The 11,297-nt window shown below is 44.7% G+C and carries 11 protein-coding genes; 5 read left to right on the forward strand and 6 right to left on the reverse strand.

The features are described from left to right. The first annotated feature begins 44 nt into the window (after nucleotides 1-44). Nucleotides 45-953 carry a glycosyltransferase family 2 protein gene (locus tag A3IK_RS0116665; protein ID WP_020561110.1) on the forward strand — a complete coding sequence of 303 codons (909 nt, stop codon included), beginning with the start codon at nucleotides 45-47 and terminating at the stop codon, nucleotides 951-953. A gap of 31 nt (nucleotides 954-984) precedes the next feature. Beyond that, nucleotides 985-2,061 (forward strand): glycosyltransferase family 2 protein, encoded by a 1,077-nt coding sequence (locus A3IK_RS0116670; RefSeq protein WP_020561111.1) that lies wholly within the window; start codon nucleotides 985-987, stop codon nucleotides 2,059-2,061. 106 nt (nucleotides 2,062-2,167) lie between these two features. Here A3IK_RS0116670 and A3IK_RS0116675 read toward each other — a convergent pair whose 3' ends face one another. Further along, nucleotides 2,168-2,803: a LysE family translocator gene (locus A3IK_RS0116675; protein ID WP_020561112.1), complete on the reverse strand. Its 636-nt coding sequence runs from the start codon at nucleotides 2,801-2,803 to the stop codon at nucleotides 2,168-2,170. Between the two features lie 229 nt (nucleotides 2,804-3,032). Between A3IK_RS0116675 and rplM the strand changes: the two genes are divergently transcribed. From rplM to A3IK_RS0116690, 3 genes are all read left to right on the forward strand, one after another. Further along, entirely contained in the window at nucleotides 3,033-3,461 is a 429-nt protein-coding gene (gene rplM, locus A3IK_RS0116680) for a 50S ribosomal protein L13 (RefSeq protein WP_020561113.1), read from the forward strand. A gap of 13 nt (nucleotides 3,462-3,474) precedes the next feature. Continuing rightward, on the forward strand, nucleotides 3,475-3,867 hold the full coding sequence (rpsI, locus tag A3IK_RS0116685) for a 30S ribosomal protein S9 (protein ID WP_020561114.1): 393 nt from the start codon (nucleotides 3,475-3,477) through the stop codon (nucleotides 3,865-3,867). A 182-nt stretch (nucleotides 3,868-4,049) separates the two neighbouring features. Further along, entirely contained in the window at nucleotides 4,050-5,015 is a 966-nt protein-coding gene (locus tag A3IK_RS0116690; RefSeq protein ID WP_020561115.1) for a porin, read from the forward strand. A 31-nt stretch (nucleotides 5,016-5,046) separates the two neighbouring features. Here the strand turns inward: A3IK_RS0116690 and A3IK_RS0116695 are convergent, their stop codons facing one another. The 5 genes from A3IK_RS0116695 to A3IK_RS0116715 form a co-directional block, all read right to left on the reverse strand. Then, a complete protein-coding gene (locus A3IK_RS0116695) occupies nucleotides 5,047-6,108 on the reverse strand; it encodes an ABC transporter ATP-binding protein (RefSeq protein ID WP_020561116.1) in 1,062 nt (353 codons plus the stop codon). Between the two features lie 17 nt (nucleotides 6,109-6,125). Next, the gene (locus A3IK_RS0116700) at nucleotides 6,126-6,926 is read right to left on the reverse strand and encodes an ABC transporter permease (protein WP_020561117.1); all 801 of its coding nucleotides are present in this window, start codon (nucleotides 6,924-6,926) and stop codon (nucleotides 6,126-6,128) included. Beyond that, nucleotides 6,923-7,816 (reverse strand): ABC transporter permease, encoded by an 894-nt coding sequence (locus tag A3IK_RS0116705; protein WP_020561118.1) that lies wholly within the window; start codon nucleotides 7,814-7,816, stop codon nucleotides 6,923-6,925. Before A3IK_RS0116705 ends, A3IK_RS0116700 begins: the two co-directional genes overlap by 4 nt. Then, a complete protein-coding gene (locus tag A3IK_RS0116710) occupies nucleotides 7,816-8,919 on the reverse strand; it encodes an ABC transporter substrate-binding protein (RefSeq protein WP_020561119.1) in 1,104 nt (367 codons plus the stop codon). Before A3IK_RS0116710 ends, A3IK_RS0116705 begins: the two co-directional genes overlap by 1 nt. A gap of 106 nt (nucleotides 8,920-9,025) precedes the next feature. After that, the gene (locus tag A3IK_RS0116715) at nucleotides 9,026-9,955 is read right to left on the reverse strand and encodes an Rpn family recombination-promoting nuclease/putative transposase (protein ID WP_020561120.1); all 930 of its coding nucleotides are present in this window, start codon (nucleotides 9,953-9,955) and stop codon (nucleotides 9,026-9,028) included. Between the last annotated feature and the right edge of the window lie 1,342 nt (nucleotides 9,956-11,297).

The following is an 11,297-nucleotide window of genomic DNA, read 5'->3' on the forward strand; positions in this document are numbered from 1 at the left end:
GCCACTACTTTAAGCGTATACGGCTTTTATGGGAGGTGTATTAGATGACTAGCCCAGTTCCCGTTGTCCAAGTATTATTATCCACCTGGAATGGTGAGCGTTGGTTGCCTGATCTATTAGCCTCTTTAGCACGCCAAACATTTCATAATTGGCAATTATTAGTGCGTGATGATGGCTCTCAGGATCAAACCTTAAAAATATTACTCGAATGGCAAAAAAAGCATCCAAAACAAGTAACCGATATTATTAGTGCTAATTCGATTGGTAGTACAGCGAGTTTTGATCAGTTAGTACGCAAGAGTTCGGCTCCTTATTTAATGTTTTGTGATCAGGATGATGTTTGGTTTCCTGAAAAAATTGAATTACAGGTTGAAGCTTTATATCAATTAGAACAGAAATACGGTAGGTCTGCGCCTTTATTAGTCCATAGCGATTTAGCCGTTATTGATGAGAATAAGCAAATTATTAGCCCTTCATTTTGGGGATACCGTGGTTTTGATATTAAGCAACGTAAGCAAGCTTATTTATTAACTAATGTCGTTACGGGTTGCGCTACCATTTTTAATCGTCATGCGGCTCAATTAGCTTTTCCCTTGCCGCCTGAGGCGGTGCATCATGATCGTTGGTTGGCTTTAGTGTGTGCGTGGTTGGGGCATATTGGTGCTTTACCTCACCCCACGATTTTATACCGCCAACATGCCCATAACTTAGTCGGAGCTAAACGCTCGGTGGCAGCGGGGGATGTGCATAAACGCATTGATCTGTGGAGTCAGCAAGCTAACGCTTTTTTGCGTTGCTTTAGTGCGCGATTAAATAAAGCGGATTATCAACAGCTACAAGCACTGGCTGATTTGCAATATATGAAAGGCTGGGAACGCCGCCGCCATATTGTGCAACATCGGCTTTTTAAACAGGGCGTGGTGGAAAACTTAGCTTTATTATTGTTTTCCTAACGTTTAAAAATTAATACCCACGGGGCTTATTATGTTAACAAAAATTTATCGCCCAGAGGTGGCTATTATTGTCCTCACTCGTAATGCTGGGGCGCTGTGGCCTCAATGGATTCAAGCATTACAAAAGCAAACCATTTTAGCCGGGCGCTATATCGTGATCGATACCGAATCAACCGATCATACTGTAGCACTGGCGGCTCAAGCGGGGTTTGAAATCTATCGGGTGCGTGCCGATCAGTTCAATCATGGTGGCACCAGGCGCTGGGCGGCTGAACACTGTGTGGAAGCCAAGTATTTGGTGTATTTGACCCAAGATGCGATTTTAACCCAAACGGATTCATTAGAGCGTTTATTAGAGCCGGTCTTAAATGATGCTGAAGTCGCGTTGGTCTATGGGCGTCATGTCGCGCGGGCAGAGGCTGATTTACTGGAGCAACACGCTAGGCTTTATAATTACCCTGATCAATCAGCTAGTTATAGTAGAGCAGATTTTGCCAGATTAGGCTATCGGGCGGCTTTTGCTTCCGATGTATATGCGGTATATCGAGCGACTGCTTTGCAGAGTGTGGGGGGATTTCCTGAGCAGATTATTGTCAGTGAAGATAGCTATTTATGTGCGCGTTTACTCTTAGCCGGGTGGAAGGCAGTTTATAATGCCGAGAGTAGGGTGGAGCATTCACATAATTATTCTTTGCTTCAATTAGCACGACGCTATTTTGATGTGGGTGTATTTCATGCGGTTGAAGCCCCGTTATTAGCCAGTATTGGTAAGCCTGATCAAGAAGCTGGACGTTATGTGAAGTCACTCATTCGCTTTTTAGCTAAACGTAAACCGCATTTATTACCTTGGGCTGCGTTACAGACCTTAGTGAAATTATTAGCCTTTCGTTTGGGTAAGCATTATCAATCTTTACCACGGGCTTGGTGTGAACGCATTAGCCTACAAAACGCTTATTGGCAACAATTAAAGCAAGGCTCGTTGGAGCCTATTGAGTTAACTATTACAGCGCTAACTTTAGCTAAACCGAGCATGATGCCTACTTTTTGGAAGAAAATAGGGCGCAAAACGCATACAGCTAGCCCTAGAGAAGTAATATCGGTGAAATAGCGCTGTGGTGTTAAATAAATAGTGAAGGTGGGTGTTCGATGCGAGTGATGCCTAGTTGAGGTATGAGATTGCATCAAATCACCCACGCCAACCTATTCAAACAACCTTAATGCTGAGCAGAAATAGCCAAACGTACACCTAAGCCTATAAAGAGCACGCCTACGACCTTATTCAGCCATTGTTTGACTTGAGTACTGGTTTGTAATTTTTGACTGGCAAACGCAGTACTAAAAGCCACCAGCAAACACCACAATAGGCTATTAATATCAAACACAGTACCGAGTACGATAAAAGCTAACATGGTATTAGTAGAATCAGCCGAAATAAATTGTGGGACAAAAGCCAAGAAAAATAATGCCACCTTAGGATTCAAGGCATTGGTCAAGAAGCCTTGTCTAAAAATCGTCATGAGTGGCTGATGAGACGCTTGGGTTAAAGGACTAACATTACTCTGTGCCTTTTGTTTCAGCGTACTCCAGCCCAGATAGATGAGATAAGCCGCACCGACTAGCTTAACCACGGTAAAGGCCGTTGCTGAGGTCGCCAATAATGCTGATAGGCCAAAGGCGGCGGTAAAGATATGAATATAAACCCCTGTGCAAATGCCTAAACTAGCGACCACACCCGCCTTCCAGCCTTGAGAGGCACTTTTAGTCATAATAAATAGCGTATCTGGCCCTGGCATCAGATTCAGCAGTAGTCCGGAGATAATAAACAACTCCCAACTATGAATACCCAACATAATGTTCTCCTACTCCATGTTCACTCAGTACATACCGTGCAGTATAGCTACTAATCACTGACCATCGAATCCGATTTCATGTTTTCCACATGGTTTAGTCATAACTAGAACAGCCGTTTTAGTAGAAAAGTGCTAGATGCTGTTAATCATGCTTGAATCCCACTCTTGATTAGACTAGAATGCGCGGTCTATTTTCTCAGGTTAAAAATACACTCTCTGGAGTTCGGGAATGAAAACATTCAGTGCAAAACCGGCTGAGGTGAAGCGCGACTGGTACGTAATTGACGCCGAAGGTAAAGCGCTTGGCCGCTTGGCCACCGAAGTAGCACGTCGTTTACGTGGCAAACATAAGCCAGAATACACACCTCACGTCGATACAGGCGATTATATTATTGTTCTTAATGCTGACAAAGTTGGCATTACCGGTAATAAAGCTAAAGACAAAATTTACTATAAGCACACAGGCTATATTGGTAACATGAAAGCAACTTCTTTCGAGAAGATGCAACAACGTGCCCCTGGTCGTGTGATTGAATTAGCGGTAAAAGGTATGCTACCTAAAAATCCATTAGGTCGTGCTATGTACCGTAAATTAAAAATCTATGCAGGCACTGAGCACAGACATGAAGCTCAACAGCCGCTACCATTAGAAATCTGAGGCATAAAACGTTATGGCTGAAACTCAATACTACGGAACCGGTCGCCGCAAATCTTCTTCGGCTCGTGTGTTCTTACGTAATGGTACTGGCAACATTACCGTTAACAATTTGCCCTTAGACAAATTCTTTGGTCGTCAAACTTCTTGCATGGTTGTGCGCCAACCTCTGCAAACGGTTGAACTGACCGATAAGTTTGATATTACTGTCACTGTTGAAGGTGGTGGTATGACTGGTCAAGCGGGTGCTATTCGTTTAGGGATTGCGCGTGCTTTATTACAGTATGATGAAGGCTTGCGTGCTTCATTAAAACAAGCAGCTTTCTTAACTCGTGATGCTCGTAAAGTAGAACGTAAAAAAGTGGGCTTGCACAAAGCACGTCGCGCTACTCAATTCTCCAAGCGTTAATCGCCGACCGAACTACCAGCATACGATGTATTGTTCAACAAAAAGCTGCCTCTGGCAGCTTTTTGCGTTTATAGAGTGTTATTTTTTAGTGTAGAGTGTAATAAAGCGCGGTTGGCCTTCGAGGGAATCATTTGCGCTCATTCAAGTCGTCTTGTTCGTGTTAAAACTTTGTGGAGTCGCCTATGCGTCTATTAGGACTGGGTATATTCTTGTTGTTTACGACCCATGCTCAAGCAGGAGCGCTGACCTTTTATGGACAAATACAAGCTAACTATGGGGATGTACGAGCCAAAACCGATGGACACACGACTCAGCGCCAAGCGCTTGGCAGCACAGGCAGCTTAGTGGGGATTAAAGGATTTACGCCACTAAATCATAAGCTCGATATTACTTTTATGAACGAGACACGCTTACACCTGCAAACTCACAAAAATAATCTCCGTTCACTGAGCAATCAAAAGCAGCATTGGGTAGGTTTACGTAGTCCCTATGGTGAACTACGCACCGGCAAACAACTGATGCCTAATCAAGTACTCACCTATGAACTAGATCGTTTTCAGGATCAATTTGGCTCGGCAGAAACCCTCATTCAACCCAATACCACCGTTACAGATTCACTGCTCTATATTCAACGTTTGGGTAAGGCTGAAATAGCTCTAGGCTATGGACGTGATAAAGATACGACTCTCTCCGAACGTTCGGTACGAGGTGGATTAATTAATTACAAAGCCAAGCAAAACTGGGTATTAGGGGCAGGGGTTGAGGTGAAACCGAATACCTATGTGGATGGACGTTTGAGTATCAACTTCAAAACGGATAAGGCACAACTAGGAGCGCTGTATCAACATTTAGATACACAGTCAACTCAAGTGCAAGGACAAGATGTGAATGCTCTATTACTAAATGCGAGTAGGACGCAGGGCAATTGGACGCTTAAAGCACAACTAGGGCGTAAAAAAGATAAAACAGCCTCAGCAACTAAACTAAGCGCTCTAGGGCTAGAGTATGCCGTGAATCCAAAGACACAACTCTATGCAGAATATAGTGTAGTTAAGGACAAGGACGGCACAGCCCAACTAGGTGCGGAGTCGCAGCTCAAAGGGCAACGGGTTCAGGCCACCTCTGTGGGTATGGTTTATAAGTTCTGAGGAGTCGTCCTTATGTGCCTATGGGCTAGTGTCATCCTGCCCCTAGTAGTAATACTTGGTTAGAAGCAAAATAGACCTTTAAGGTTTGCCCTACTTGAATAGGGATTAGTTGGGGTTGATTAAATTGATCTAGAACTAGGTTCTGTGCTCCTGCTTTTAGCTGTACCCGTAATACTGAACCTAAGAATTGTACTTGTTGTACTTGCCCGACTAGTGTTTGGTCCGTGTTTTCTTTAGGCGTTAAGCTTAGGGCTTCGGGGCGTAGCGCTAATTGAATAGTGGTGCCCATAGGGTGAGGTAGGGGTTGCTGTAGTTGTAGCGTTTGATTCTCAATTTGTAACATACCCTGCTCTGGGGCGGATACCGTGGCATTTAAGATATTCAATGCCCCCACAAAGGAGGCTACAAAGCGAGTACTAGGCTGATTATAGATGGCGAGGGGGGTATCAACTTGCTCAATATGTCCTTGATTCATCACTACGATACGATCAGAAATCGAGAGTGCTTCTTCTTGATCATGGGTCACAAAAATAGTAGTAATACCTAAACTACGTTGAATCGCGCGAATATCTTCACGGAGTGCTACCCTGATTTTGGCATCTAATGCAGATAAAGGCTCATCTAATAACAAGACTTTAGGTTGAATCGCTAAAGCCCTTGCCAAGGCTACCCGCTGTTGTTGTCCACCAGAGAGTTGAAACGGATAACGCTCCCCTAAATCCGCTAATTTAATCAGTGCTAACATCTCTTGCACCGTTTGCTTGATCTGTGTTTTAGGTTGACGTGCCACGCTTAAGCCAAAACCAATATTCTGTGCAACGGTTAGATTAGGAAACAGGGCGTAACTTTGAAATACCATGCCAATATTGCGCTGATTCGGTTTAAGCCGCACCACATCGTGCCCGTCAATCCGAATCTGTCCTGCCGATGGGGTTTCAAACCCTGCAATCATCCGCAATACGGTTGTTTTGCCACAGCCACTAGGCCCTAAAAAAGAAATAAACTCGCCTTGCTCAACATTTAAATTAAAATCTTGCACAACGGTTTGAGTAGCATAGTGTTTATGTAAGTGTTCTAACTCTAAAAATGCCATGATAGTTTCCTAATTGCTTAGCGATGTTGAGGAACTGCTAAGTGCCGTTGTCGACGATTAACCAGTTGAATCAACCCCATACAAAGCCAAGTCAGGGCAAAGGCAATGACGGCTAACGCAGCGGGTTCATACGCACGATTGGCTCCCATTAACTGCATATAAGGCCCAAAGGCGGGACGGTTAAGAAGTGCTGCTAAGACAAACTCACCAATCACAATAGCAAAGGTTAAAAAGGCACCCGATAGGATAGCGACGGAGACATTCGGTAAGATAATGCGCCAGATTAAGGTAAATTTACTGGCCCCCAAGCTTTCCGCTGCTTCGGTCAGGGTGGCAATATCAAGGCTACGTAATCCGGTATCTACTGCACGGTATAAATAAGGTAATGCTAAGGTTGTATAACCACAGACCATTAATAAATCCGTCGACCAAGCCGTGCCCGTCAGCGGCAACCATGATGAGGTGTTATAAAGACGGATATAGCCAAACACAATGACAATGGCAGGAATCACTAAAGGCAAGAGCGTAATAAACTCAATAATAGGACGCCAGTGGGGTAGTTTCAGCCTAACCCAATAGGCTGTCGGTACCACTAATACCACCCCCATCACAATCGTGGCACACGCCATCAACAATGAATAACCAAAGGTCGCTTGAAATTGTGGATCAGCCAATACGACTCGATAGGCTTCAAAGCTATACGTACCCCGTAGCATACGCAGTGAAAATTCAAAGGTTCCGAGTAAAGGTAAGCCAAAATAAATAATAGCGACCAATAACACTAACCAAGACCAGATGCGTGAAGTCATCGTATTCATTTTAGCCACCGCTCACTACGCGCCCGCATCCATAAGTAGATACTATTCGCCACTAAGGTAATCATGACCATACCAAATGCCAAGGCATAGCCTAAATGGGGATCTTGTAAAACATCGCCGCGAATTTGCGCGAATAACACAATCGGTACAATCGATAGAGAACTACCTGTTAAGGCATAGGCGGTTGCGACGGCTCCAAAGGCATTAGCAAATAACAATGCAAAGGTACCTAAGAGCGAGGGGAGTAAAATGGGAAATACCACTTTGAGCCAATATTGAGTAGTTGTGGCACCTAACATAGCAGCCGCTTCACGCCACTCCCGTTTTAAACCATCGAGAGCCGGAGTGATGATTAAAATCATCAGCGGGATTTGGAAAAATAAATAGGTCAGCGTGAGTCCCCAAAAACTTAAAATATTAAATCCAGTGGCATAAAGATTAATACCAAACCAATCCCGTAATAACAGCGTGACTAAGCCTAAACGCCCTAAAGTCGCTAGAAAGGCAAAGGCTAAGGGTACACCGGCAAAGTTAGAGGCAACCCCAGAAAAGGTCATGAGGGGAGCTCTGATCCAACGGGGTAAATCACCCTGCACCACCGCAACCGCAATGGCAAAACCGATTACTCCACCTAACAGTGCCGAGGCAATACTAATTTTGAGGCTAATGGTATAGGAGGCTAGGATAGAGGGCTGAAATAATTGATAGATATTCGCTAAAGTCCACTCACCTCCCGCATTACGAAAGGCACCGACTATAATATTGGCCGTCGGGAGTAATAAAAACAGTAGGGCAAATAATAGAAAAGGTACAACACCCAACCACGCCCACGATCTAGCGGGGGCGTGATGAGTACCCTTATGCTGTATAGTGTTTGAGGGTGAGGGCATTACTTCACATTCGCTCCTACAGCACTATCCCATTGAGTGGTCACGAGTGCTTTGACCGCTTCTTGGTCTGCGATACTAGGAAACGTGGCATTAGCATAAGCATCCGCTGGAGGTAGGGCTTTGAGTAAGGCTTCAGGGATTTTGTTATTACTGGCTAAGGTTTGGAAACGACTCGGATGGCAATAACCTTTTAAATAGCCTAATTGACCTTCATCTGAATAGAGGTGCTCTAACCAGAGTTTTGCGGCATTTGGATGGGGAGCATAAGCACTAATACCTTGTACATAAACGCCTGCAACCACACCCGATTGGGGGATCACCACTTCAATTTCAGGATTGCCTTTTAAGGTATCGCGTGCGGATAAAGAGTTATAATCCCAGAAAATGACAATAGGGGTAGCCCCTTGTGCCAAAGTGCCGGTTTTACCAATCGTAGGAACAAAATTCCCCGCTTTATTTAATTCAGCAAAGAAATCTAACCCTGCTTTAGCAATAGCCTCAGATCCGGTTGCACCTTTACTCAATCCTGCGGCATAGACGGATAAAATCGCTTGGTTAGAGGCGCGGGGATCACCGGATAAGGCTACACTATTCGCATATTCGGGTTTTAATAAATCGGCCCAATCTTGCGGGACGTTTTGTACTAAGTCTTTATTTACCGCAAAAGCGAGAACCCCATAATAATCGGCATACCAATGCCCTTCAGGGTCTTTGAGTTCTGCACCAATGTCATCCCAAGTAGAGACTTTATAAGGCTGTAATAACCCCTCTTTTTGAGCGGCAGGCCCATAAGCAAAGCCCACATCAATCACATCAGGGGATTGCGGGCCTTTATTATCTTTATTAGCCCGAATAGCCTCTAATTCATCGGCAGAACCCGCATCGGGGTTTAGTTCATTGACTTTAATATCGGGGTATTTAGCTTTAAAGCCTGCCAGAATATCACCATAGCCACACCAATCATGAGGTAGTGCAATCGTGGTTAACATACCTTCGGCCTTAGCAGCCTGCTCTAAGGCGCTTAAGTCACTCGCATAGAGGTTAGGGTTCAATGTGAGGCTAAGCGTTAGGGTTAATAAGGCCAGACGTGGGGTTAGCATCATTATCATCTCCATAAAGCGGTTGTTTTATTAAGCATAGCAGGATTGCATGACAAATAGATGACATTTATCTAGCTATTTAACAGAGATTTAGGCGTGATGTATTTTGCTAAACCGATTTAAGCTTTTGCACCTCTTCCAAGGTTAGTCCTGCAATACGGGCAATCTCAGCCTCTGGCAAAACACCTAGCTGCAATAAATTCAGCGCTATCGCTTGGGCTTTCTTCAAGGCTCCGATTTGCTCACCTTTCTCTATACCGATTTTCTCCCCTTGAGCTAATCCTTTTTCCAAGCCAATTTTCTCTCCCTCTACTAACCCTATTTTTTTTCCATCTAAGCGTGAGGTTTCGTGGGTGCTCATAAAATCTCGATAGTCTTTTAAACTGCTTTCATAGCCTAGGCGNTCNCTCGCCGGTAATTGCGCGATTTTAGCAATACCAAATAAACGCTGAAACACCTCATCGGTGAGNTGNCTNGGGATTTGCTCTAATTCGTGTAAATGCTTAAACACATAAAACCATTTGTCTTGTAGCGTTCTTAGCTCATGGGCTTGTAATTGAAAGCGTGGGAGGACTAAATAAATAAAATTGAGCTTGTCGTAGAATAAAACATTATCCTGATCTTTAAGCTGAGCATGGTAATAGACCTTGGTTTGATCATCATCAATCAAAAAGTCTAGGATACCAATCGTATAAACGGCNGCCAGTTTATAATTCCAATCCCCACGGATCGCTTGTTCTTGAATAGGGAAGGTGGCATAGAAAATACTTCGATCTTTGAAAAAGATTTGTTTGATGCGNTGTAATTCGACAATAAAGCGCTCACCGGAGGGGCTAATGCAGTTCAGATCAAATATCGCTTTGCGGTCAATGGCACTGCGGCCTTGATATTCATTTTTGGTGTAATTCAGGTCTTGTACTTGATGATGTGATGGTAAGAACGTGTTTAAAAAGCTGATCAGTAAGTCTTTATGGGGTTCCTCCCCAAACAGCTTTTTAAAACCAAAGTCAGTGAGGGGATTGAGGTAGACATCGCTCATACACATGCTCTAGAGGTGGGTTACTATCCCTTTATTATAGTGAATATCCCTATAGAGCGCGAGTAAGCCTCTGGATACTTTTATCATGAGCATTGATTACCGCCAAAGACTATTGGGGCGCACCTGATATAAAGAAAAACGAATATTTATATATTCTTGATGAAGAAAGCTGCCAATCAACCGGGGTCGATTGGATTGCGGTCGCAAATGCCTGTGGTGCGGGTAAGTGGGGGATGGTGCTGACGATTCCAGCACTAAGTGGCCCTTATACTTTTGCAAATAAGACCATCACGTATAGTGCGGCTACTCAAACGGATGCGGTACGGATTTGGTGTGACAAAGTGGTACTCGATAAGCTCACGATTACCGACACCCGAACCTATACTGAAGCCCATCGTGATGCGATTCAGCTCATTCCTCCACCTAAGTATAAAGACAGTACCGATAGTGCTGGTAAACCAATCAAGTTGAAGCTAGCCGACCAAATGGCGGGGACGATTTTGGAAAGTCCTACGGTGAAGAACTGTGTGATTAAGGGAGTAAACGCGCCCTTACAGGGAATCTTCATGAGCGATGGTTTATGCCGTAATGCCATCATTAGCTATAACGATATTCAAGTCAAAGGCGCTCATGCGATTTCACTAGCGGGGCTATTGTCGGGTTCCCTCAGCAGTAATCAACTACGCGAAGTCGCACCGGATGCGACGGGCTATAGTTTTGAGCCACGCATTCGCCTGTTCCCGCTGCGGATTGGGGGGAATATGGCAGATGATGGGGTGGTGTGTGTGCTGGGCTTTGGCACAGGAGCGAGTGTGCAGTATGGGACAGTGGTCTCGGATAATAATGCCCTGATTCGCTCAAGCGGTGCAGTTGAAATGCTGGAGGTGGAGGATCTGCGTCGGGAATTACCCGAAGAGTTTTTAAAGCTTGGGGTGGGGCTGACTAACTTTAATTATGACACTTATTTCAGTGAGTACAGTACTTGGACGGTGAATGACTTTAAGACTAAAGACGCTTGGGGTTATAGCCAGATGGTGGCATGGATTAATTTACGTTTGCAGGAATACACCAGCGGTCAACGCGAAACGGGTAGTCCTTTACCGGCACCGAGTGCGGAGCAACGTTCGACAGCGGCCTATGGCNTNATNGATATGTTGACNAAGGCTAAAACNGCNCTGAGTACNGCGAGNNCTACCTTTATGGCNACNCGCNTNGCNGATTTNCAAGANACGGCNATTCGGAGTTTTTCGATGAAACGGATTGCGATTCGTAATGGGACGGTGCAGCCCTTGCTGGATTTGGGGACGTTGAATGCGCGGCGGGAGGCGATGTTGAAGTGGTT

Source organism: Thiofilum flexile DSM 14609 (genome assembly GCF_000380185.1).
Classification (GTDB): Bacteria; Pseudomonadota; Gammaproteobacteria; order Thiotrichales; family Thiotrichaceae; genus Thiofilum; species Thiofilum flexile.

Coding starts and splice junctions, on each gene's coding strand:
- A3IK_RS0116705 (WP_020561118.1), bottom strand. CDS start 7,816: ATGCCCTCACCCTCAAACACTATACAGCATAAGGGTACTCATCACGCC.
- A3IK_RS0116665 (WP_020561110.1), top strand. CDS start 45: ATGACTAGCCCAGTTCCCGTTGTCCAAGTATTATTATCCACCTGGAAT.
- A3IK_RS0116710 (WP_020561119.1), bottom strand. CDS start 8,919: ATGATGCTAACCCCACGTCTGGCCTTATTAACCCTAACGCTTAGCCTC.
- A3IK_RS0116670 (WP_020561111.1), top strand. CDS start 985: ATGTTAACAAAAATTTATCGCCCAGAGGTGGCTATTATTGTCCTCACT.
- rpsI (WP_020561114.1), top strand. CDS start 3,475: ATGGCTGAAACTCAATACTACGGAACCGGTCGCCGCAAATCTTCTTCG.
- A3IK_RS0116700 (WP_020561117.1), bottom strand. CDS start 6,926: ATGAATACGATGACTTCACGCATCTGGTCTTGGTTAGTGTTATTGGTC.
- rplM (WP_020561113.1), top strand. CDS start 3,033: ATGAAAACATTCAGTGCAAAACCGGCTGAGGTGAAGCGCGACTGGTAC.
- A3IK_RS0116695 (WP_020561116.1), bottom strand. CDS start 6,108: ATGGCATTTTTAGAGTTAGAACACTTACATAAACACTATGCTACTCAA.
- A3IK_RS0116690 (WP_020561115.1), top strand. CDS start 4,050: ATGCGTCTATTAGGACTGGGTATATTCTTGTTGTTTACGACCCATGCT.
- A3IK_RS0116675 (WP_020561112.1), bottom strand. CDS start 2,803: ATGTTGGGTATTCATAGTTGGGAGTTGTTTATTATCTCCGGACTACTG.